18 protein-coding genes and 1 riboswitch are annotated in these 20965 nt (G+C 70.8%); of the genes, 5 read left to right on the top strand and 13 right to left on the bottom strand.

Annotated elements, in window-relative coordinates:
* The first annotated feature begins 37 nt into the window (after positions 1–37).
* The gene (locus ACQPYZ_RS15290) at positions 38–724 is read left to right on the top strand and encodes a 3-keto-5-aminohexanoate cleavage protein (protein WP_433169690.1); all 687 of its coding nucleotides are present in this window, start codon (positions 38–40) and stop codon (positions 722–724) included.
* Here the strand turns inward: ACQPYZ_RS15290 and surE are convergent.
* From surE to ACQPYZ_RS15265, 5 genes are all read right to left on the bottom strand, one after another.
* Complete coding sequence (surE, locus tag ACQPYZ_RS15285) at positions 715–1488, bottom strand: 5'/3'-nucleotidase SurE (protein ID WP_433168644.1); 774 nt, start codon at positions 1486–1488, stop codon at positions 715–717. The genes ACQPYZ_RS15290 and surE overlap by 10 nt on opposite strands.
* 12 nt (positions 1489–1500) lie before the next feature.
* Complete coding sequence (gene cobN / locus ACQPYZ_RS15280) at positions 1501–5187, bottom strand: cobaltochelatase subunit CobN (RefSeq protein ID WP_433168642.1); 3687 nt, start codon at positions 5185–5187, stop codon at positions 1501–1503.
* 33 nt (positions 5188–5220) lie between these two features.
* Positions 5221–5330, bottom strand: a riboswitch (cobalamin riboswitch).
* Positions 5331–5332: 2 nt separating this feature from the next.
* Positions 5333–6301, bottom strand: coding sequence for a DUF3500 domain-containing protein (locus ACQPYZ_RS15275; protein ID WP_433168640.1), 969 nt, complete (start codon positions 6299–6301; stop codon positions 5333–5335).
* On the bottom strand, positions 6292–6972 hold the full coding sequence (locus ACQPYZ_RS15270) for a histidine phosphatase family protein (protein WP_433168638.1): 681 nt from the start codon (positions 6970–6972) through the stop codon (positions 6292–6294). Before ACQPYZ_RS15270 ends, ACQPYZ_RS15275 begins: the two co-directional genes overlap by 10 nt.
* A complete protein-coding gene (locus ACQPYZ_RS15265; RefSeq protein ID WP_433168636.1) occupies positions 6963–7898 on the bottom strand; it encodes a cobalamin biosynthesis protein in 936 nt (311 codons plus the stop codon). The genes ACQPYZ_RS15270 and ACQPYZ_RS15265 overlap by 10 nt, the downstream gene beginning before the upstream one ends.
* Positions 7899–7942: 44 nt before the next feature.
* Between ACQPYZ_RS15265 and ACQPYZ_RS15260 the strand changes: the two genes are divergently transcribed.
* From ACQPYZ_RS15260 to ACQPYZ_RS15250, 3 genes are read left to right on the top strand one after another with little or no spacing between them, the layout of a single operon-like run.
* Positions 7943–8746 (top strand): serine hydrolase, encoded by an 804-nt coding sequence (locus ACQPYZ_RS15260; protein WP_433168634.1) that lies wholly within the window; start codon positions 7943–7945, stop codon positions 8744–8746.
* Entirely contained in the window at positions 8743–9804 is a 1062-nt protein-coding gene (locus tag ACQPYZ_RS15255; RefSeq protein WP_433168632.1) for a mandelate racemase/muconate lactonizing enzyme family protein, read from the top strand. The genes ACQPYZ_RS15260 and ACQPYZ_RS15255 overlap by 4 nt, the downstream gene beginning before the upstream one ends.
* On the top strand, positions 9801–10664 hold the full coding sequence (locus tag ACQPYZ_RS15250) for an NlpC/P60 family protein (RefSeq protein ID WP_433168630.1): 864 nt from the start codon (positions 9801–9803) through the stop codon (positions 10662–10664). The genes ACQPYZ_RS15255 and ACQPYZ_RS15250 overlap by 4 nt, the downstream gene beginning before the upstream one ends.
* A gap of 221 nt (positions 10665–10885) precedes the next feature.
* Here the strand turns inward: ACQPYZ_RS15250 and ACQPYZ_RS15245 are convergent, their stop codons facing one another.
* The 8 genes from ACQPYZ_RS15245 to coaE all read right to left on the bottom strand — a co-directional run bounded on the left by ACQPYZ_RS15245 (position 10886) and on the right by coaE (position 19841).
* Complete coding sequence (locus ACQPYZ_RS15245; RefSeq protein WP_433168628.1) at positions 10886–12031, bottom strand: TerC family protein; 1146 nt, start codon at positions 12029–12031, stop codon at positions 10886–10888.
* 350 nt (positions 12032–12381) lie between these two features.
* Positions 12382–12726, bottom strand: a complete 345-nt coding sequence (locus ACQPYZ_RS15240) for an MmcQ/YjbR family DNA-binding protein (protein ID WP_433168626.1) — start codon at positions 12724–12726, stop codon at positions 12382–12384.
* 105 nt (positions 12727–12831) lie between these two features.
* Complete coding sequence (gene uvrB / locus ACQPYZ_RS15235; protein WP_433168624.1) at positions 12832–14937, bottom strand: excinuclease ABC subunit UvrB; 2106 nt, start codon at positions 14935–14937, stop codon at positions 12832–12834.
* A 47-nt stretch (positions 14938–14984) separates the two neighbouring features.
* Complete coding sequence (locus tag ACQPYZ_RS15230; protein WP_433168622.1) at positions 14985–15839, bottom strand: hypothetical protein; 855 nt, start codon at positions 15837–15839, stop codon at positions 14985–14987.
* A 31-nt stretch (positions 15840–15870) separates the two neighbouring features.
* The gene (locus tag ACQPYZ_RS15225; RefSeq protein ID WP_433168620.1) at positions 15871–16782 is read right to left on the bottom strand and encodes a hypothetical protein; all 912 of its coding nucleotides are present in this window, start codon (positions 16780–16782) and stop codon (positions 15871–15873) included.
* Positions 16779–17888: a hypothetical protein gene (locus ACQPYZ_RS15220; protein WP_433168618.1), complete on the bottom strand. Its 1110-nt coding sequence runs from the start codon at positions 17886–17888 to the stop codon at positions 16779–16781. Before ACQPYZ_RS15220 ends, ACQPYZ_RS15225 begins: the two co-directional genes overlap by 4 nt.
* Positions 17885–19090, bottom strand: coding sequence for a PrsW family intramembrane metalloprotease (locus ACQPYZ_RS15215; RefSeq protein WP_433168616.1), 1206 nt, complete (start codon positions 19088–19090; stop codon positions 17885–17887). The genes ACQPYZ_RS15220 and ACQPYZ_RS15215 overlap by 4 nt, the downstream gene beginning before the upstream one ends.
* A gap of 133 nt (positions 19091–19223) precedes the next feature.
* A complete protein-coding gene (coaE, locus tag ACQPYZ_RS15210) occupies positions 19224–19841 on the bottom strand; it encodes a dephospho-CoA kinase (protein ID WP_433168614.1) in 618 nt (205 codons plus the stop codon).
* A gap of 56 nt (positions 19842–19897) precedes the next feature.
* Here coaE and ACQPYZ_RS15205 point away from each other — a divergent pair, with 56 nt between their 5' ends.
* Positions 19898–20608, top strand: a complete 711-nt coding sequence (locus ACQPYZ_RS15205) for a hypothetical protein (protein WP_433168612.1) — start codon at positions 19898–19900, stop codon at positions 20606–20608.
* Positions 20609–20965 lie beyond the last annotated feature (357 nt).

Genomic DNA, 20965 nt, shown 5'->3' with positions numbered 1-20965 from the left:
GCGACCAGGTTCACACCGCCGCTAGCGTGGAGTCGTGATGGTGAAAGCGTGCCTGAACGGTGACCGCTCGCGAGCCGACCACCCCGGAGTGCCGATCACGCCAGCCGAGCTCGCGTCGGCCGCGGAGGCAGCAGTTCGCGCGGGCGCACAGGCGGTGCACCTCCATCCCCGCGGACCGGACGAGCGGGAGAGCCTGCGCTGGCCGGACATCCGCGCGGCCGTGGACGCGGTGCGGGAGCGATGTCCCGGCGTACCGGTCGGAGTGTCGACCCGGGCGGAGATCCTGCCGGATCTGTGGCAACGGCTCGAGCTGATCGCGGAGTGGGACCGTGGGCCGGACTTCGCGAGTGTGAACTTCCACGAGGAGGGTGCCGAACAGGTCGCCGACCTGTTGATCGAACGCGGGATCGAGGTCGAGGCCGGTTTGTTCACGCCCGCCGCGGCCGGGGACTACGTGGCGTGGGCGGGTCCGGTCGTCCGCGTGCTGGTCGAAGCGATCCCTGGCGTGTCACCGGGTCAGGACGGCGTCGCGGCCGCTCGGGCAGTCCTCGACGTCCTGCCGACGACCGATGTCCTCGTGCACGGCGAGAACGAGTGGGCCTGGCCGGTGCTGCGGTGGGCTCAGGCGCAGGGGCACGACGTACGCGTCGGCCTGGAGGACATGGTGACCGGGCCCGACGGCGAATCGGTCCGGGACACGGCGGACCTCCTGGGCTACCTGTAGCTGGAGAGGCGTTTCGCGAGGGCGGTGGCGGCCGCGTCGTCCTTGACTTCACGGATGCCGACGATCGGCGTGACCGTGACGAAGCCGGCGGCGAGCAGGGCCTCGTCCGAACCGGCGACCGGGTTCGCGGCCGGCGGCTCGAGCTCGATCATCGGCTCGCCGGTCGGCGCCGTCGTGCCGGTGATCCGGGACCGCTTGATCGGCGCCAGCGACGCGTGCCGGACACCGGCCAGCCGGTCGAGCGGGAGATCGGGGACGTTGATCGTCAGCACGGTCCCGGCCGGCTCGGGCGTGATCCAGGTCAGCGCTTCGGCCGCGACCGCGCCGGCGGTCTGCCAGTGCGCCGGGTCGTCGGAGTCGATACTGACCGCGACCGCCGAGAGACCCTGGCCGGCCGCGGTCAGCGCGGCGGCGACCGTGCCGGAGTGGAAGATCGGGACGCCGATGTTGAGCCCGCGGTTGATTCCGGACACGACGACGTCGGGCTTCGCGCCGAACGCACCGACCGTGGCCAGCGTGACCGCGAGCGCCGGCGTCCCGTCGATGCCGTGGTAGGTGATGCCGCCCTCGTCCTCGGCCGAGGTCCGGATCGGGCGGCCGACCATCCCGGCCCGGGCCGAGCCGACCCCGCTCTGGTCGTCCAGCGGAGCGACCACGAGGACGTCGTGCCCGAGCTCGGCGATCGCCGGGGCGAGCGCCCGGATGCCCGGAGCCTGGTAGCCGTCGTCGTTCGTGATCAGGACTCGCAGCTTCTCCGGCGCCATGCCTCTACCCAATCAGCCGCGATCCTCGATGTCACCCTCCGTCTCGAGGACCGCGCTGCGGAGCGTCTCGAGCGCCTCCGCGGACGGCTCCGCCCACAGCCCGCGCTGGGCCGCCTCGAGCAGCCGCTCCGCGATCCCGTGCCGGGCCCACGGGTTCGACGTGCGGAAGAACTCCGCCATCTCCGGGTTCGCGACGTACTCCGTCGTCAGCGTCTCGTACATCCAGTCGTCGACCACGCCCGCGGTCGCGTCGTACCCGAACAGGTAGTCCACCGTCGCGGCCATCTCGAAGGCGCCCTTGTACCCGTGCCGGCGCATCGCGGCCATCCAGCGCGGGTTGACCACCCGGGCCCGGAAGACCCGCTTGGTCTCCTCCGCCAGCGTGCGCGTCTTCACCTGCGCGGGAACGGCGGAGTCGCCGACGTACGCCTTCGGGTTGGTCCCGGTCAGGTGGCGGACCATGGCGATCATGCCGCCGTGGTACTGGAAGTAGTCGTCGGAGTCCATGATGTCGTGCTCGCGGGTGTCCGCGTTCTTCGCCGCCACCTGAATCCGGGCGTACGCGCGCTCCATCGATCCGCGCGCCTCGGTCCCGTCGAGATCCTTGCCGTACGCGTACCCACCCCAGACGGCGTATACCTCGGCCAGCTCGGCGTCGGTCCGCCAGTTCCGCGCGTCCACGAGCGGCAGCAGCCCGGCGCCGTACGAGCCGGGCTTGGAGCCGAAGACGCGCGCGGTCGACGACCGTACGTCGTTGCCCGCGGCAACGTCGGCGTCGACGTGCGCGCGCAGGTAGTTGTCACCGGCCGGCTCGTCCAGCGCGGCGACAGTACGGACGGCCTCGTCGAGCAGCGCGACCACGTGCGGGAAGGCGTCCCGGAAGAAGCCCGAGATCCGGACCGTGACGTCGACCCGCGGCCGGCCGAGCTCCTCGACCGGAACCACCTCGAAGCCGGTCACCCGGCGGGACGCGTCGTCCCAGACCGGGCGGCAGCCGAGCAGCCACAGCACCTCGGCGAGGTCGTCGCCCTGCGTGCGCATCGCCGACGTCCCCCAGACCGTCAGGCCGACGGACCGCGGCCACTCCCCCGTCTCCGCCCGGTGGCGGGCCAGCAGCGAGTCGGCCAGGGCGACGCCGACGTCCCAGGCGTTCCGGCTCGGGATCGCCTTCGGGTCGACGGCGTAGAAGTTGCGGCCGGTCGGCAGCACGTTGACCAGCCCCCGGGTCGGCGATCCGGACGGGCCGGCCTCGACGAACCGGCCGTCGAGGGCGCGCAGGACGTTCGCCAACTCGTCGCCGGTCCGCGCCAGCCGCGGCACGACCTCGGTGGCGGCGAACGTCAGCGACGCCTCGACCCCGGCCGACGAGCGGCCGAGCACCTCGGTCACGACCACCGGCACCTTCGCCGCGTCCCAGCTCAGCGTCTCCATCCCCACGACGAGCTTCCGCGCGACCGCCTCCAGCAGGTCGACGCCATCGGCCCCGCTGACCGCGGGCAGATCCGCGAGCGTGGCGAGGTCGGCGAGGTCCGCGGCCTGCCCGGGGTTCGCGAGGAGCTCCGCCTCGTCCACGCCGAACGTGTCGCCGAGCGCGGTCCGCAGCCCGGGGATCGAGTACGAACCACCCCACAACTGCCGGGCCCGCAGTACGGCGAGCACCAGGTTGATCCGCGCCTCGCCGGTCGGCGTACCACCGAGCACGTGCAGGCCGTCGCGGATCTGCACGTCCTTGATCTCGCAGAGATAGCCGTCCAGGTGCAGGACGAACTCGTCGAAGTCGTCGTCCGCCGGCTTCTCGGCGGTGTGCAGGTCGTGGTGCAGCTGAGCGGCCTGGATCAGCGTCCAGATCTGCGCCCGCAGCGTCGGCACCTTCTCGGGATCCAGAGCTGAGACGGTCGCGTACTCGTCGAGCAGATACTCCAGCTTCGCCATGTCACCGTACGTCTCGGCCCGCGCCATCGGCGGGACCAGGTGGTCGACGACGGTCGCGTGCGCCCGCCGCTTCGCCTGCGTGCCCTCACCCGGGTCGTTGACGATGAACGGGTACACCATCGGCAGGTTCCCGAGGACGGCGTCCGGCGCGCAGTCGGCCGCCAGCCCGATGCCCTTGCCCGGCAACCACTCCAGCGTCCCGTGCTTGCCCAGATGTACGACGGCGTGCGCGCCGAAGCCCCCATCCGACGGCGAGGCCTCGAGCCACCGGTACGCCGCCAGGTAGTGGTGCGACGGCGCCATATCCGGGTCGTGGTAGATCGCGACCGGGTTCTCGCCGAACCCGCGCGGCGGCTGGATCATCAGGACGACGTTCCCGAACCGCAGCGCGGCCAGCGCGATCTCACCGGACGGGGCGACGTACAACTCCCCCGGCGGCGCTCCCCAGGCCTCGCTCATTGCCTCACGCAACGATTCCCGCACGGAGCCGAACCATTGGGCGTAGGTCGCCGGTGGGATCTTCGCGACCGCCGTCTCGAGCTGCTCGTCGGTCAGCCAGTCGACGTCGTGCCCGCCGGCCGCGATCAGCCGGTGGATCAGCCCGTCGCCTTCGAGCTCGCCGACGTCCAGGTCACCGAGGTCGTACCCGGCCTCCTGCAGTCGCCCGAGGAGCGCGACCGCCGAGGCCGGCGTGTCGAGACCGACGGCGTTCCCGATCCGCGCGTGCTTGGTCGGGTACGACGACAGCACCAGCGCGATCCGCTTCTCGGCGACCGGAACGTGCCGGAGCCGGGCGTGCGCGACCGCGATCCCGGCGAGCCGCCGGCACCGCTCCAGGTCCGGTGCGTACCGCGCGAGCCCGTCCTCGTCGTACGCCTTGAAGGAGAACGGGATCGTGATCAGCCGGCCGTCGAACTCCGGGATCGCCACCTGGGTCGCCGCGTCCAGCGGACTGACCGCCGCGTCGCTGGCCAGCCACTGCTCGCGCGTCGAGGTCAGCGCGAGGCCCTGGATCAACGGGATGTCGAGGGACGCGAGCGCTCCCGCGTCCCACGCGTCGTCCGAGCCGCCCGCGCTCGCGTCGGCCGCCACCGACCCGCCGGCTGCGAGCAGAGTGGTGACGAGTACGTCGCACTTCCGCAGCAGGTCGAACAGGCCGGCGTTCTCGGTCGAGGTCGGATCCAGGCCGCGGAGCGTGCCGCAGTACACCGGCAACGGCTGGGCACCGGCCGCCTCGACCGCGGTCGCCAGCGCGTCGACGAAGGCGGTGTTCCCGGAGATCTCGTGCGCGCGGTAGTAGACGATGCCGACCACGGGCCGCTCGTCCGCGACGAGCGTTCCGCGGACGCCGTACGTCGGCAGCGCCCGCGGCGGGTCGAACTCGTCGCCGGTCAGCAGGAGCGTGTCGCGCAGGAAGCCGGCCAGGTTGCGGAGATTGTCCGCGCCGCCTTCCCGCAGGTAGGCGAGCGCCTCGGTGACCGCACCGGCGGGCACAGTCGACAGCGACATGAGCTCCGCGTCCGGAGCGGCCTCTCCGCTGACCACCACGGCCGGCTTGCCGGAGGCGATGACCGCGTCCAGCCCCTCCTCCCAGGCCCGGCGACCGCCGAGCAGCCGGACCACCACGATCTCGGCGGCGTCGAGGAGTGGAGCGAGGCCGCCGAGGTCGAGCCGGGCGGGGTTCGCGACCTTCCAGCCCGCATCCGCCTCGGCGGCCGCGAGCAGGTCGGTGTCGGCGGTCGAGAGCAGCAGGAGATTCGCGGGCACGCGCGCCTTCCTTCCCGGGGTGTCCACGCCCCGAACGGAGGTACGACGGCGGCAGTTCCTGACTCCCCTGTCGGGTCACAGTGGCGGGACCGTCCCGGACTCACACCGGGTTCCTGCTGGTTGCCGTCGATTGACGCTGCCGACTCTAGCGGTGCATCGCGTAGTGCGCGGCCAGGAGGTCGGTGCCCCAGTCGTTGCGGAGATCACGCCAGACCGAGTGGATGTGGTTGGCGTCGTCCTGGGTGTTGTCGTACTCGGCCAGGAAGGTCGGGCCGGCGACGGAGTAGTAGTGCGGGTGACCGGGGCCGGGCTCGGTGTCGCCGGCCCAGGCGAACGTGAGGCGCTCGATGCCGTGGTCGGTGATGTCCTGCCAGGTCTGCAGCCCGATCGGCCCGGCGGCGCGGCCGACGTACTGGCCGACGAGCAGGCTGAACAGCTGACGCTGCTCCTGCGCCATGTCGCCGTACGCGAGACCCTGGTAGAGGCGGGACGGGTCGGCGACCGGGTCGCGCCGGGTGAGGATGTCGTCGGGCGCCTGGTCGGACACCACCGCGACCGCCCGCTGGCCGGGATCGAGTGAGTGCAGGAGCTCGAAGCCGAGGTCCTGCTCGGCGGCCAGGAAGCGTCGGCCGGCTTGCGGACCCGACCGCACCTCGGCCGGATTCGAGCCGATGAACTGCGGGGTGAACGCGATCGCGCCGTCGACCAGGGTCACGTGCAGCGCCAGGTGGTGACCGTTCAGCCGCCAGGCCCACGGCTCTGTCCCGGCCGGATCACCAAGCACGCGGAGGAAGTACCGCCCGCCGAGCACCGATCCCTCCCACTCACCCGTCGGCGGCAGGGCGGGGATGTCGCGCAGGATGACCTCAGCTTCCAGCACCGCCCACGAGTCGGCGACGCCGCGCTCGCTGCAGCCGATCTCCACCAGTCGCTCGGCGAGCCGCTGCTGCGTCGGCGTCAGCTCGGACAGCGGTAGCCCCGGGCGGTCGCCGGGCAGGTAGGTCCACTCCTTGTGGTCCGGGGTGTCGAACGCCGCCCTGATCTTGTCCAGCTGAGCCTCCGAGAGACTCGCCAGCAGGTCGAGGACCGCTTCCCGGGTCTGCTCTACAACCATGCCGATCGCTCCCGTTCCGTCGGTACGTAAGGTGCCCACTGCTCGAACGGCCGATCCAGCTTGTACCGGAAGTCCGGCTGCCGCAGCAGGACGCGTGTTTCGGCGTTGTCCGGGTTGCGCAGCGACTCGAAGAACCGGACCGACCAGTGGAACCAGCGCATGCAGAACAGCCGCATGGTCAGCCCGTGCGACACCAGCAGCACGTTCCGCGGCGCGTCCGGTTGCTCGAAGTCGCGGTGCATCGTCTCCAGGAAGGTGGACACCCGGTCGTACACGTCGGAGCCGGACTCGCCGTGGGTGAACCGGTAGAAGAAGTGCCCGAACGAGTCCCGCAACTGCTGCTGCCGCTCGATGTCCTCGGTGTCCTGGAAGTTGGCCCAGTCCTGCTCCCGCAGCCGCGGCTCCTCCCGGACGATGCCGATCAGGTCGTCGAGGCCGAGCGACTCCAGCGTCTGGCAGGCCCGCAGGTACGGCGAGACGTAGACGCGGACGGGCTGGTTCTCGAACAGGTCCCGCAGCCGCTTCCCGGCCTCGGCCGCCTGCTCGTGGCCGTGCCGGGTGAGCGGGATGGCGTGGTCGGGGACGCGCTCGAAGATCCGCTTGTCCAGGTTCGCCTCGGACTCCGCGTGCCGGATCAGCGCGATCCGCAGCGGCCGTCGGCTCAGGTCCATCGCCGCCCCTTCCGTCGCCCGCCCAGTGCCACGATCCCCGCGAGACCGGCGGCCGCGACCCCGACCCGCCGCGCGAGTGCGGCGGTACGGCGGACGTCCGCGACCGTCGGCGTGGGTCCGTCCCCCAGCGTGCCACGGTCCTCCTGGTAATCCCCGTAGCTGTTCCGCCCGCCGAGTCGCAGGTCCAGCGCACCGGCGAACGCGGCCTCCACCGGCCCGGCGTTCGGGCTCGGATGCTTGCCCGCGTCGCGTTGCCAGGTCGTCATCGCCTGCCGGGGACGTCCGGACGCCAGCCCGGTCAGCACGGCACACGCCCGCGCCGGCAGCAGATTGAGTACGTCGTCCAGCCGGGCCGCCGCCCACCCGAAGTTGCGGTACCGCGCCGACTTGTAGCCGACCATCGCGTCCAGGGTATTGGCCGCCCGGTAGCCGAGCAGCCCGGGGATGCCGAGCACACCGCCCCAGAGCAGCGGCGCCACGCAGGCGTCGGAGGTGTTCTCGGCCAGCGACTCGACAGTCGCCCGCGCGAGTTCGTCGGCCTCGAGGTCGGTGGCGTCCCGGGCACACAGGTGGCTGAGTCGGCCACGGGCAGCCGGGAGGTCCTTCTCCTCGAGCAGGCCGGCCATGACCTCGGCCTCCCGGTCCAGGCTGCGGGCGCCGAGGACGGTCCAGGTCGCGGCCGCGGTGACCACGGTGTGGACGAGCGGGCGGTCCCGGGTCAGGCGCTCCACGAGTGCTCCGGCCGCGGTCGCCGTACCGACGAGGACGGTGGCGTACGTCGTACCGGCTGCCCGGGAGTCGGCGTACCAGCGATCCTCGAGGCGGGTCGCGGCCTGACCGAAGCCGGCGACCGGGTGGTACCGGCGGGGATCGCCGAGGACGCGGTCGGCGGCGAACCCGAGGATCAGACCCAGCGCTCTGGACACCCTGGGAAGTCTGCCAGGCGCGGGGGTGTGTAAGGGTGAGCGGCATGGGAATCGCGGAGTTGCTCCGGGAGGTCGACGGGAGCGGCGAGTTCGGGGTGTGGCTGGGCCGGCTGGACGGCGTACCGGTGTTCGAGCACGAGGCGGAGACGACGCACTACTCCGCCAGCACGATGAAACTGCCGGTGGCGATCGCGATGATGCGCAAGGTCGAGGCGGGTGAGCTGGCACTCGACCAGCCGGTGACCGTGCACAACGACTTCGCCTCCGCGGCCGGCGGTCGCTTCGGCGTGAACCCGGACGAGGACGAGGCGCCGGCGACCTGGGAGAAGCTCGGCTCGGAGGTGCCGCTCGGGTGGCTGGTGACCGAGATGATCACCCGCTCCAGCAACCTCGCCACGAACCTGGTGCTCGAACTGGTCGGCGTCGACGCGGCCGACGCCGTGCTCAGGCCGGGGCCGAGCGCGATCCGTCGCGGGATCGACGACCTGCCGGCGCGAGCGGCCGGGATCAGCAACGAGATGAGTCCGGCGGGGCTGGCCGGCGTACTGGTTGCAGTGGGCAACCAGGACGGTGCGTCCGGCGACTACCTGCGCGACCTGCTCGCGGGCAACCAGTGGAACGGCGAGATCCCCGCCCTGCTGCCGGCCGGCACCCGGGTCGAGCACAAGAACGGCTGGGACACCCGGATCAGGCACGACGGCGGTATCGTCCGCCCGCCGGACGCGGAGCCGTTCGTGCTGGTCGTGTGTACGACGTCCGACCTCGCCGACGCGGACGCGCAGAAGCTGATCGCCTCGATCGCGCTCGTGGCCTGGAACCACCGGCACGCCCTGGGAGACGTTCGATGAAGCTCACCACGCACCTGGTGTCGGCGCCGCTGCACACCCCGTTCGTGACCGCGCTCCGGACGGCGACGCACGCCGACTCGCTGCTGGTCTCGGTCAGCGACGGCGACCTGACCGGTTGGGGCGAGGCGCCGCAGGTCTGGAAGGTCACCGGGGAATCGCTCGCCGGTGCGCAGGCCTGCGTCGAGGGCCCGATCGCCGCGGCACTCGACGGTCTCGAGCCGGACGACCTGACCGAGTCCTTGCGGCGGGTGCAGACCGCTGCCGTCGGCAACTTCGGTGCCAAGGCCGCGGTCGACGTCGCGTTGCACGATCTGGCCGCCCGGCGACGAGGGCAGACGCTGCACGGCTTCCTCGGATCGACGATCGACACGGTGGCCACCGACGTGACGCTGTCCGCGGGCGACGCCGACGCGTTGGCCGCGGCCGCGCGTGACCGCGTTGCCGACGGGTTCGACGTACTCAAGGTCAAGGTCGGGACCGGTGACGCGGCCGCCGACGCTGCCCGGGTGCGGCGGATCCGGGAGGCGATCGGTCCCGGTCCGCGCCTGCGCCTGGACGCGAACCAGGGCTGGTCGCGTCGCGACGCGGTCACCGCGATCCGGGCCCTGGAGGACTGCGACCTCGAGCTGGTCGAGCAGCCCGTCGCCGCCGCCGACCTCGAAGGCATGGCGTGGGTGACCGACCGGGTCGACACGCCGATCCTCGCCGACGAGTCCGTGTACGGCGTCCGCGATCTGGTGGCGGTCATCCGGCACGGCGCTGCCGACATGGTGAACGTGAAACTGGCCAAGTGCGGCGGGCTCGCGCCGGCCCGGACACTGCTCGAACTCGCCCGGGACCACGGCATCCGGACGATCGTCGGCTCGATGATGGAGGGCCCGGTCGGCATCGGCGCGGCGGCCGCGCTGGTGTCGGCGTACCCGACGTCGGCGGTCAACGACCTCGACGCCGCGTGGTGGCTGCGCGAACCGCCGGTGACCGGCGGGGTCCGGTACGAGGGCGCGCTGATCCACCTGCCGTCGGCTCCTGGACTCGGCGTGACAGGCTTGACCGCATGAAATTAGTCGCCGCCAAGGTCCCGGTCAGCACGGTGTGGACCGCACCGGACGCGCCCCGGGACATCGACGCCCCCGCGATCGCCGCCCAGCCCGACGTCGCCGCCTGGGCGAAGTCGATGGACACCGAGACCCGCCTCGGCCTGCACGGCCGCACGCTGACCCAACTGCTGTTCGCCGAGCCGGTGCTGGTGCGGTCGGAGCGCGACGGGTGGTCGGAGATCGTCGCGCCCTGGCAGCCGTCGTCGCAGGACGCCCTCGGGTACCCGGGCTGGGTGCCGTCGAGCCACCTCGGTGAGCTGCCCGGTGCCGCGTCGGATCCGGTCGCGGTCGCCGTACCGACGGCGCCGTTGTACGCCGAGCCCGGGGCCGGTGCGTTCGCCGAGTTGTCGTTCGCCACGGTGCTCGCGTCGACCGAGCACGCCGACGGGTACACGCGGGTCGCGACGCCGGACGGCGGTTCCGGCTGGCTGGCGGACGACGTGCTGTGGTCGGGCGGCGCGGGTACGGCGGAGGACCGGCTGCGGCTGGGGTCGCAGTTCCTCGGGCTCGAGTACCTGTGGGGTGGTACGTCGGCGTACGGGCTGGACTGCTCGGGGCTGGTGCACACGGTGAACCGGGTGCTCGGACTGCGGACGCCGCGGGACGCGCACGACCAGGCCGACACGCTCGAGAACATCCCCGCCGAGGAGGCCCGGCCCGGCGACCTGTACTTCTTCGCCCGCCCCGGCAAAACCGTCCATCACGTCGGCTTCGTCTCCCCCGAAGGCATGCTCCACGCCTCCGAAACCGGCAAACGCCTCGAGAACGAACCCCTCACCCCCGACCGCCAAGCCACCCTCAAAACCGCCGCCCGCCTCTGACAGGCACCACCCCACCGCACCAGCTCCACGCCCTACCCGCACACCCCCGCACAGCACCGGGCCTCAAGCGAGCATGGTCGCGCCCTACCCACGGCAGCGCGGCCCCCATCCGCGCGCCGCATTGCCCCCCGCACACCCGGGGTCACCTCGGTTGCCCGTTTGGCCCCCCAAAATCACATCGCCCCGGACCGCAGGTCCGGGGCGATGTGGTTGTTCGGATGTCAGCGCTTCTTCGCGTCCGACTCCTCGGGCTCGCGGAGTGCGTCGAGCTCGGCCTTGGTCTTGTCGTCGAGGACGTCCTGCGGGCGGTCGCCCGCCGTACCGTTCTGCGTCTCGACCGGAGTGGACTCGTCCAGCTCGCCACCGCCGGCGGACCCGCCGTGGGCCGCCTCCTCGCGGGAGCGCTTGCGGGAGGTGCGCAGGCTGACGACCGTGGTGATGCCGAGCGTGATGATGATGAAGCCCAGCGAGAACCAGATCGGGATCTCCGGCGCCCACTCGATGTGGTGACCACCGTTGATGAACGGCAGCTCGTTCACGTGCATCGCGTGCAGCACCAGCTTGACGCCGATGAAGGCGAGTACGACGGACAGACCGATCGACAGGTAGATCAGGCGCTTCAGCAGGTCACCGAGCAGGAAGTACAGCTGCCGCAGACCCATCAGGGCGAACACGTTCGCGGTGAACACCAGGAACGGCTCCTGGGTCAGCCCGTAGATCGCCGGGATCGAGTCGAGCGCGAACAGCAGGTCGGTGGTGCCGAGCGCGATGATCACGATCGCCATCGGGGTGACCAGGCGCTTGCCGTTCTGGACCACGGTCAGCTTGACGCCGTTGTACTCATGGGTCGCGTTCAGCCGCTTCTTGGCGAACCGGATGATCGCGTTCTCCTTGTAGTCCTCGTCGTCGTTCTCACCCTGCATCGCCAGGTGGACCGCGGTGTAGACCAGGAACGCGCCGAACAGGTAGAAGACCCAGGAGAACTGGTTGATCGCGGCCGCGCCGACGGCGATGAAGATGCCGCGGAAGACCAGCGCCAGGATGATGCCGACGAGCAGCGCCGTCTGCTGGAACTGCCGTGGTACGCCGAATCTCGACATGATGATCAGGAAGATGAACAGGTTGTCGACGCTCAGGCTGTACTCCGTCAGCCAGCCGGCGAAGAACTCTCCTGCGTACTGACCACCGGAGAACACCCAGACCCCGAGGCCGAAGATGATCGCGAGACCGACGTAGAACGCGATCGCCGTCGCGGACTCCCGGGTCGACGGTTCGTGCGGGCGCCGTCCGATGACGAAGACGTCGAAGGTGAGCAGCGCGAGCAGCACGCCGACGGTGATGTACCAAACGTAGTCAGCAACGTGCACAGGAAACCTCCGGAGCGCAGACGGAACGGGACCCCGAAGGTCTCTTCCGCCTGGCTCGTGCTCCGAGCCTGGCCGGCGGCACCGGGCGAGGGGAACGAACCCTTGACCGTGATGACGATACCGCCGCGAAGGAATACTCCCCTTCTCCGCCCCCATTCTGACCGGTCGATGTCCAAGTCACCAAATCCGGAGCGCGCCTCCCACTTGTCGGAATGATCACGGCTCGCGATGGGAATAACCCGGTTTCGTCACGCGCTGTAGACGAATGTCGCTCCGGTCACACCAGGTGAGATTGTGTACGGCGTACTGTATACGGCGGGTTCTAGTGCCGACCTCACGCAGGGTAGTCGTCAGGGGCGCCGGGATTTCGGAAGTTTGGCGACGATCGTCTCGTAGGACGAGTCGATCAGTTCCAGGATCTCGTCGTCGGGGACGGCGCCGCCGAGCCGGATCGTGTTCCAGCCGGAGCGCCCGATGTACGCCATCTTGGTGACGTCCTCCGGATAGGTGTCCACCAGTTCGTCGGCCTCCTCGCGGTTGTTCCCGCACTTCAGCCCGACGCTGTCGCCGCCGAGGAACGCGAAGATCTTCTCGCCGACCTTCGCGACCACGTCCCCCTCCCACGGCTCGTCCTGCCAGGCCCCCGGCTTCCCCAGGCAGTACGCCAGCACGTCCCCACTCGCCAACCCACTCATCCACACTCCCCTGTCCCGCGGCGTGTCGTCGCGCCGCACCGAGCAGCCCGACACCGACACCGCATTCTGTCCCAGACCACGCCGGCGGGTTGGCTGGGAGGTGGATCAGCGGGCGCCGGCAGCGGTCATCTGGCGGAGCTCCTTCTTGAGCTCGGAGATCTCGTCGCGGTAGCGGGCGGCGACCTCGAACTGGAGCTCGGCGGCGGCGTTGTGCATCTGGTCGGTGAGTTGCTGGATCAGGTCGGCCAGGTCGGACGACGGGAGACCGCCGGCCAGCTCCTTCGCCTTCTCGCCCGCCTTCTGCTTGCCACCGCCCGGCACCGGCGCCTTGCCGCGCGACTGGGTCCGGCCGGAGCCGAGCAGCTCGGCGGTGTCGGCGTCCTCACGGGCCAGCATGTCGGTGATGTCCGCGATCTTCTTCCGCAGCGGCTGCGGGTCGATCCCGGCCTCCTTGTTGTACGCGATCTGCTTGGCGCGGCGCCGGTTCGTCTCGTCGATCGCCTGCTCCATCGACGGCGTGACCTTGTCGGCGTACATGAACACCTGGCCGGACACGTTCCGGGCGGCGCGGCCGATGGTCTGGATCAGCGACCGGCCGGAGCGCAGGAAGCCTTCCTTGTCGGCGTCCAGGATTGCGACCAGCGACACCTCCGGGAGGTCGAGGCCCTCACGAAGCAGGTTGATGCCGACGAGGACGTCGTACTCCCCCATGCGGAGCTCGCGGAGCAACTCGACCCGGCGGAGGGTGTCCACCTCGCTGTGCAGGTACCGCGTCCGGATGCCCATCTCGAGCAGGTAGTCGGTCAGGTCCTCGGACATCTTCTTGGTCAGCGTGGTGACCAGGACGCGCTCGTCCCGCTCGACCCGGATCCGGATCTCGTGGATCAGGTCGTCGATCTGGCCCTTGGTCGGCTTCACGATCACCTCGGGGTCGACCAGACCGGTCGGCCGGATGATCTGCTCGACGAATCCGTCGGACTTGTCCTGCTCGTACTGTCCCGGGGTCGCGGACAGGTAGACGGTCTGACCGATCCGCTCCAGGAACTCCTCCCACTTCAGCGGCCGGTTGTCCATCGCCGACGGCAGGCGGAACCCGTGCTCCACCAGGGTCCGCTTGCGGGACATGTCGCCCTCGTACATCCCGCCGATCTGCGGGACGGTCACGTGCGACTCGTCGATGACGAGCAGGAAGTCCTCGGGGAAGTAGTCCAGCAGGCAGTGCGGCGCCGAGCCCGGCTCGCGGCCGTCGGTGTGGCGGGAGTAGTTCTCGATGCCGGAGCAGGTGCCGATCTGGCGCATCATCTCGATGTCGTACGTCGTCCGCATCCGCAGCCGCTGCGCCTCGAGCAACTGCCCGCCGCGCTCCAGCTCGGCCAGGCGCTCGGCCAGCTCGGCCTCGATGCTGTTGATCGCGCGCTCCATCTTCTCCGGCGCGGTCACGTAGTGCGTCGCGGCGCCGATGTAGAGCTCGTCCTCCTCGCTCAGCACCTCACCGGTGAGCGGGTGCAGCGTCATCAGCCGCTCGATCTCGTCGCCGAAGAACTCCACCCGGACGGCGAGCTCCTGGTACACCGGGAAGACCTCGAGCGTGTCGCCGCGGACCCGGAACGTGCCGCGGGTGCCGGCCAGGTCGTTCCGCGCATACTGCACGCCGACCAGCTTGCGGAGCAGGCCGTCGCGGTCCATCTCCGTGCCGACCTTCACGTGGATCATGCGGTTCAGGTACTCGTCCGCGGAACCCAGGCCGTAGATGCAGGAGACGGTCGCGACCACGATCACGTCCCGGCGGGTCAGCAGCGACCAGGTCGCCGAGTGCCGCAGCCGCTCGACCTCCTCGTTGATCGAGGAGTCCTTCTCGATGTAGGTGTCCGTCTGCGGGACGTACGCCTCCGGCTGGTAGTAGTCGTAGTAGGAGACGAAGTACTCGACGGCGTTGGCCGGGAAGAAGTGCCGCAGCTCGTTGGCGAACTGGGCCGCGAGGGTCTTGTTCGGCTGCAGGATCAGCATCGGGCGCTGGATCCGCTCGGCCAGCCAGGCGATGGTGGCGGTCTTGCCCGTACCGGTCGCGCCGAGCAGGACGACGTCCTGCTCGCCGGCGTTGATCCGGCGCTCGAGGTCCGCGATCGCGGTCGGCTGGTCGCCCGCCGGCTCGAAGTCGGACACGACCTTCAACGGCGCGACCATACGCTGGAGATCCGAGACCTGTCTCATGCCCCCCACCGTACGGCCCGCCGCCGACAGTTTCTAAAAACCCCAGGTCAGAAGCTTTTCACCAGGGTGTTGTTCATGTAGATGAGCTCGTTGACCCGGCGCTTGTAGACGGTGGCCTCCAGGCCCGCGTCGGTGGCGGTGACCTTGCCGAACTGGTCCTGGTAGGCGGTCACGAAGCCCTTGAACGGGAGCAGTTTGCCGCTCTTGGTCGGGACGTAGGCGGAGTACGACAGCGCGTAGCAGGCCTTGATCGCCTCGTTGGCGGGCTTGCAGGCGACGCCCTTGCTGATCCGGACGTTCTTCATGCTGTTCGACTCGATGTCGACCAGGTGCTCGGCGAACCCCTTGGCGTCGTACAGATCGGTCTGGCGGACCCAGTAGTACCCGTCGATCAGGCCGCGCCGGTTGAACTGCTGCAGGATGTAGTTCTTCCCGTGCTTGGACTTGTCCCAGTCCGGCAGCCAGCCCTTGGCCGGGGTGAACCAGATCCCGCCGCCGACCTCGACGCCGACGTCGTTCGGGCCCCTGGTGACCACCGGCTTGGTCGGCGTCGGCGGGGTGTACATCGTCCCCGTCGAGTACGGCGTCTCGCCGGCCGCGGGCGTGTCGTCGTCGCCGCCCCCGGTGACCAGCAGGACCACGCCGACCGCGACCAGCGCGACGGCCAGCACCGCACAGCCCACGATGATCCACTGCGTCCGGTTCGACTTCCCGCGCCGCTGCTGCGGCCGCTGCGGCCCGCTCCCCCAGCCGACCGGACCAGGCCCACCCGGACCAGGCCCACCCCGACCAGGCCCGCCCGGGCCGGGACCAGGCCCGCCGGGGCCGGTGGGGGCCGATCCCCAGCCGCCGGCCGAGGGGGCGGGAGGCGGTCCCGGGGGCGGCCCGTACTGCTGACTCATAGCTGTTCCTCGCGGTGTCTGTGGTTCGTCATCAGAGGGAGTCGAGCACCGACTTCTTCATCTGCTCGGCGTCCGCCTCGGCCTTCTGGGCGAAGTCGACCCGGGTCCGGAAGTCCAGCGCGGTGGCCACGTTGTCCTTGCGCCGGTACACCTCGACGTACCCCTGCACCTTCACGTCCGCACCGGTCTTGTCCTTGGCGGTGGAGGTGTAGCTGATCGCGACGCACTCCTCCAAGACGTCCTTCGGGCACGGCAGGTTCCGGGTGTTGCCGAGCTGGGCGATCTCGTTCTCGGTCTCGCCCTCGACGATCGCCAGCAGGTACGCCTGCGCGGACACGTTCTGCTTCTGCCGGACCCAGAAGAACGCCCGGGCCTCGCCGTTCGGCGCGTAGGTGACGAGCTCCTTGCCCTGCGTCTCCTTCTCCAGCAGGCTCCAGCCCTGCACCGGTACGACGGAGACGCCGAACCCGACCTGGAGCGCGTTCGCCGGCGGGGCGTACGTCGTCCCCGGCGTACTGACCGTGGGCGCCGGCGACTGCGCCGGCGGCTCGGCGGTGTCGTCGCCACCGGACAGCAGGATCAGCGCGACCGCGACCAGGACGACCACGAGCAGCCCGGCGCCGATCGGGATCACCAGTGCCGGGATCCGCGGCCCCTTCTTCTCCGGCGGCGGCCGCCGCAGCGACGGCGGCCCGACCTTGTCGCCCCACGCCGAGCTCGTCTCGGTCGCCGGGCCGGTCCCGAGGCCGCCTCCCGGACCAGGCCCGGCGCCGGGGCCGGGCGGGGTGTCGGTCCAGGGACTCGGCGGAGGCTGAACCTCGAGATCCCACGGCGACACCGGCGGCGCCGGTTCCTTCGGCGCCGCCGCCTCGTCGTCGTCCGGCCCGGGCCGGCTGACCCAGGGGTTGCCTCCGCCGGAACCCTTGTCGCGCTTCCCAGTCACTGGCTCCTGACCACCGACTTCAGCATCTCCGTCGTGTCCGGCTCGACGGTGGCGATCTTGTCCTTGCGCCCGTACACCCGGATGATCGTGATCACGCCGTCGTTGCGCTCGATCACGCCGACGAACCCGACCACCGGCAGGCTGCCGTTCTGGGTGGTGGACACGGCCTGGAAGGCCTGGGTGGTGACGACCTTGACCTCGGTCTTGTCGTTCTCCCCCGGCTTGGTCTCCTTCGGCTGGCCGGTCTTGACCTGGGACAGGCCCTTGGTCTCGATCTTCAGCAGCTCCGGCAGCACGGTCGACGTGGTCTCACCCTCGGCCTTGAACGCGTTCACCATGAAGTACGCCTCACCCTGCTTGAGCAGGTAGACGCCCTTGAAGTTGTCCAGGCTCTTGCGGACGTAGCCGGGCCGCGGCTTCACGTAGACGCCCTCGGCGACCTCGATGCCCTCGTCGACGTTGCCGGTCGGCTCCGGCGACGGGCTCTCGCTACCGGTCGTGGTCGGCTGCGGGTTCGGGCCCGGGCCGGCCTCGTTGTCGTCACCGCCGCCGAAGATCAGCGCCAGGACGACACCGATCACGGCGACGACGGCGAGCGCGCCGCCGGCCAGGAACAGGATCTTGTTCCCGCCCTTGCCACGCGGGGTCTGGCCGCCGTACTGACCCCATTGCTGTTGCTGGCCGCCGTACTGCTGCTGCTGACCCGGGTAGCCCTGCTGCTGGGGGTAGCCCGGGTACTGCTGTTGCTGGCCCGGGTGCTGCGACTGGCCGGGGTACTGCTGTCCCGGATAGGGCTGGCCCGGCTGCTGGCCCTGGTACGGCGGCTGGCCCGGCTGACCGTAGCCCGGGGGCGGCTGCTGCGGACGCCCGTACCCAGGCGGCGCCTGACCCGGCTGACCCTGACCGGGCTGGCCCTGGCCCGGCTGCTGGCCGTAGCCAGGCTGCTGATGACCGGGCTGCTGGCTGGGCTGTTGACCGGGCTGACCGTAGCCAGGCTGCTGCGGCGGCCGCTGGCCGGGCTGCTGACCCGGTCCGTAGCCCGGCTGGCCGCCGTACGGCTGCTGCCCCTGGCCGCCCTGTCCGTAGGGCGGTTGCTGGTTGCTCATGCCTGCGTCTCCCCGGTCGTCGCCTCGTACGAACCTGCTCCCGCCGGCGCGGTCACGCCGCGGGCGGACTTCGGCACGGACCGCACCGAGTTGCCGCACGCGGAGCAGAAGTCGGAGTGCGGCAGCAGCGGCATCTCACAGCGCGAGCAGAACGCCAGGTCGCCGGACGCGTGGTTGGAACCGCCGCGCGCGGCGGCCTCCAGCGCCGCCTCGAGCAAACCCTTGTGCAGCACGGTCCGGACCCGGATGATCAGCGCGCCGAGCAGCAGCAGACCCCAGACGACGGCGAGGATCGCGCCGATCGTCGAGCCGTGGCCGCCGACGAAGCCGAGCAGGTAGACACCGGCCTGGAAGAGCGCGTTCACCGCGATCGCCTGGAGCACGCCGGCCACCCAGCGCGGGGTGAAGCCGTCGTACCCCTCGCCCAGGCCGGAGAACTCGGCGGCGGCGAGACCCGTGGCCGAGCCGTAGATCAGCGGCTTGATGAAGCCGTGCAGGACGACGATCGAGATCCAGGTGCCCGCGCTGCTGCCCGGACCGGCGAAGCCGCCGCTGATCCAGCCCCAGTGCAGCACCAGCGTCTCGAAGCAGGCGAACCCGACGCCGGCCACCACGCCGAAGGTGAAGCCGTCCATCAGGTCGTCGTACCGCGGCCGGGAAGCCAGGTAGAGCGGGCCGATCTGGCGGACCAGCTCGGACACGACCGGGACCAGCAGGACCAGGATGAGCAGGTCCCGCAGCGCCGGGCCGGCGTCGTTGCCGCCGATCGTGTCGATGGACAGCGTGAGCCGGTCCGACCACAGCCAGGTGAAGACCGCGGCCAGGACACCGGTCAGCACGAACGCCGCGGCGACGACCGGGACCGGCTCGTCCTCCCACAGGTTCACGTCGTACAGGTAGAGGATGTAGACGATCGGGATGGAGAAGGCGGCCACCATGATCGCCACCGGCAGGGCACCGAGCGCGGCCGTGACCACGGTCAGCAGCAGCGCGACGCCCAGGGCGACCTTGTACGTGTAGGGCTGCCGGCCGGCGCCCTGCGGCATGATCGTCGAGACCAGCCGGAACGACGCCACCGGCTCATCCGGCCTGGCGGCGTACGCCTTCTTCCGCTCGGCGTCCCCGGTGCGCACGTCGTTGCCACAGTGGTGGCAGAAGTGCGACACCTCGGGGACGTCTGAGTTGCAGCGCGGACAGACCACGCCATCCTCCCAACCTCGGACGTCCGGACCGGCGCGGGGCCGCGCCGACGGTGCTGGCGGCCCGGTCACCCGGGCCGAACCGGGACAGATTCTCGTACAGCCCGCCCTGGATTCATCATTTACCGCGCGAGGGTCACCCTTTCGTGTCCGGACCGTGCCCTGCGCGCCGCTGTAACTCGGCCCACACCTCCGCGATCCGCCGGTCCAGGTCCGCGAGCGTGCCGGAGTTGTCCACGACCAGTCCGGCGACCGCGAGCCGCTGCTCCCGGGTCGCCTGGCTGGCCATCCGCTGTTTCGCTTCCGCCTCAGCCATCCCGCGCTGCGCGGTCAGCCGTTCGAGCTGTACGTCGACCGGCACGTCGACGACCAGGACGACGTCGAACGCGTCCGCCTGACCGGTCTCGACCAGCAGCGGGATGTCGTGCACCACCACCGCGCCGGCCGGTACGGCGGCCTCGATCTCGGCCGCCCGCGCCCGGACCCGCGGATGGATGATCGCCTCGAGCGTCCGCCGGGCCGCCTCGTCGCCGAAGACGATCCGCCCGACCGCCGGCCGGTCCAGCTCCCCCGCGGCCGTCAGTACGCCGTCGCCGAACGCGCGCACCACCTCGGCCAGCCCGTCGGTCCCCTTCGCGACCACCTCGCGCGCCAGCACGTCGGAGTCGATCACCACCGCTCCACGGTCGGCCAGCCGCGACGACACCGCACTCTTGCCGGACCCGATTCCGCCGGTCAGTCCCACTCTCAGCACGCCAGCACCTTACAAAAGACCATGCCCCCACCGGCGCCACCTGCCTAGCATGGGATATGGAGTGGTTGCTGCTGGTCCTCGGCGGTGGCTGTACGGCGGCGGCCGGACGGTACGCCTGGTTCCGGACGGCACGTCGACGCCGGTCCGCCCGCGAGCTCCGGACGATCCGGGTGGCGGCGGAGGCGGACGCGATCCGGTTCGGCGAGGAGCTGACCCGGTTCGGCCGCAGTACCACCACTCACCGACTCGACGCGCGTGCACGGGACGACTACCAGCGAGCACTCGACGCCTACGAGTCGGCCAAACGTGCTGTCGACCGGATGTCGTCGGCCGAGACGGTCAGCGTCGTCGTCGACACGTTGGCATCGGGGCGGCACGCGCTGGCGTGCGTCCGGGCCCGAATCACGGGTGCGCCACTGCCAGAGCGCCGTACCCCGTGCTTCTTCGACCCGTACCACGGACCGTCGAGCACGGAGGTCGACTGGACCCCGCACAATGGCCCGACGCGAACGGTGGCCGCCTGCGCCCAGGACGCGGCCCGGGTCCGCGCCGACGAGGACCCGACGTTCGACCAGGGCTGGTACGCCGAGCAGCGGGTGCCCCTGTGCGACGTGGGCTCGTCGCTCGAGTCGTACCGGATGTGCTTCTTCGCCTCCAGCTTCGCCCGCGCCCACGTGTGGGAGCTGCGCTCACGCATCCAAGGCGAAGGCGGCGGTCGCTGGGGCAACGGCTTCGAAAACCCCCGCCGCCACCGCTACTACGACTAACCACCCCACCCGCCGTTCCCCACGCCCTTCCCGCACCCCATGCCGCCCCGGGCTCCTCCACCGACCCAGTACCCCCCGCCGACCCAGGCTCCCTCCACCCCGACCCAGTACCCCACGCCGATCCTGCGCCCTCCCCGCCGACCCGGCGCCGCCGGCTTCCCGCCCACGACCGGGCATTTTGGACGGATAACCCCTTGATTTGCCGGTTCTCCCCTCGAATACGGACAGGAGAACCGGCAAATCCGGGGGTTATCCGTCCAAACGCCGCGCGCGGGGAGCAAACCCGGGAGGGGTGGGAGGAGGCCGGCGGTGGGAGCGGCCGAGTGGGTGGAGGCGGGCGTGGGTGGGGGTGGGCGT

The sequence above is a fragment of the Kribbella sp. CA-247076 genome (assembly GCF_050942445.1).
GTDB lineage: Bacteria > Actinomycetota > Actinomycetes > Propionibacteriales > Kribbellaceae > Kribbella.
The sequence above is the reverse complement of the archived record's forward strand: the minus strand, read 5'-3'. Positions and strand labels throughout refer to the sequence as shown.

Excerpts from the sequence above, each read along its gene's own strand:
- ACQPYZ_RS15290 (WP_433169690.1), top strand. The coding sequence starts at position 38 with ATGGTGAAAGCGTGCCTGAACGGTGACCGCTCGCGAGCCGACCACCCC.
- surE (WP_433168644.1), bottom strand. The coding sequence starts at position 1,488 with ATGGCGCCGGAGAAGCTGCGAGTCCTGATCACGAACGACGACGGCTAC.
- ACQPYZ_RS15275 (WP_433168640.1), bottom strand. The coding sequence starts at position 6,301 with ATGGTTGTAGAGCAGACCCGGGAAGCGGTCCTCGACCTGCTGGCGAGT.
- ACQPYZ_RS15270 (WP_433168638.1), bottom strand. The coding sequence starts at position 6,972 with ATGGACCTGAGCCGACGGCCGCTGCGGATCGCGCTGATCCGGCACGCG.
- ACQPYZ_RS15260 (WP_433168634.1), top strand. The coding sequence starts at position 7,943 with ATGGGAATCGCGGAGTTGCTCCGGGAGGTCGACGGGAGCGGCGAGTTC.
- ACQPYZ_RS15255 (WP_433168632.1), top strand. The coding sequence starts at position 8,743 with ATGAAGCTCACCACGCACCTGGTGTCGGCGCCGCTGCACACCCCGTTC.
- ACQPYZ_RS15250 (WP_433168630.1), top strand. The coding sequence starts at position 9,801 with ATGAAATTAGTCGCCGCCAAGGTCCCGGTCAGCACGGTGTGGACCGCA.
- ACQPYZ_RS15240 (WP_433168626.1), bottom strand. The coding sequence starts at position 12,726 with ATGAGTGGGTTGGCGAGTGGGGACGTGCTGGCGTACTGCCTGGGGAAG.
- uvrB (WP_433168624.1), bottom strand. The coding sequence starts at position 14,937 with ATGAGACAGGTCTCGGATCTCCAGCGTATGGTCGCGCCGTTGAAGGTC.
- ACQPYZ_RS15230 (WP_433168622.1), bottom strand. The coding sequence starts at position 15,839 with ATGAGTCAGCAGTACGGGCCGCCCCCGGGACCGCCTCCCGCCCCCTCG.
- ACQPYZ_RS15220 (WP_433168618.1), bottom strand. The coding sequence starts at position 17,888 with ATGAGCAACCAGCAACCGCCCTACGGACAGGGCGGCCAGGGGCAGCAG.
- ACQPYZ_RS15205 (WP_433168612.1), top strand. The coding sequence starts at position 19,898 with ATGGAGTGGTTGCTGCTGGTCCTCGGCGGTGGCTGTACGGCGGCGGCC.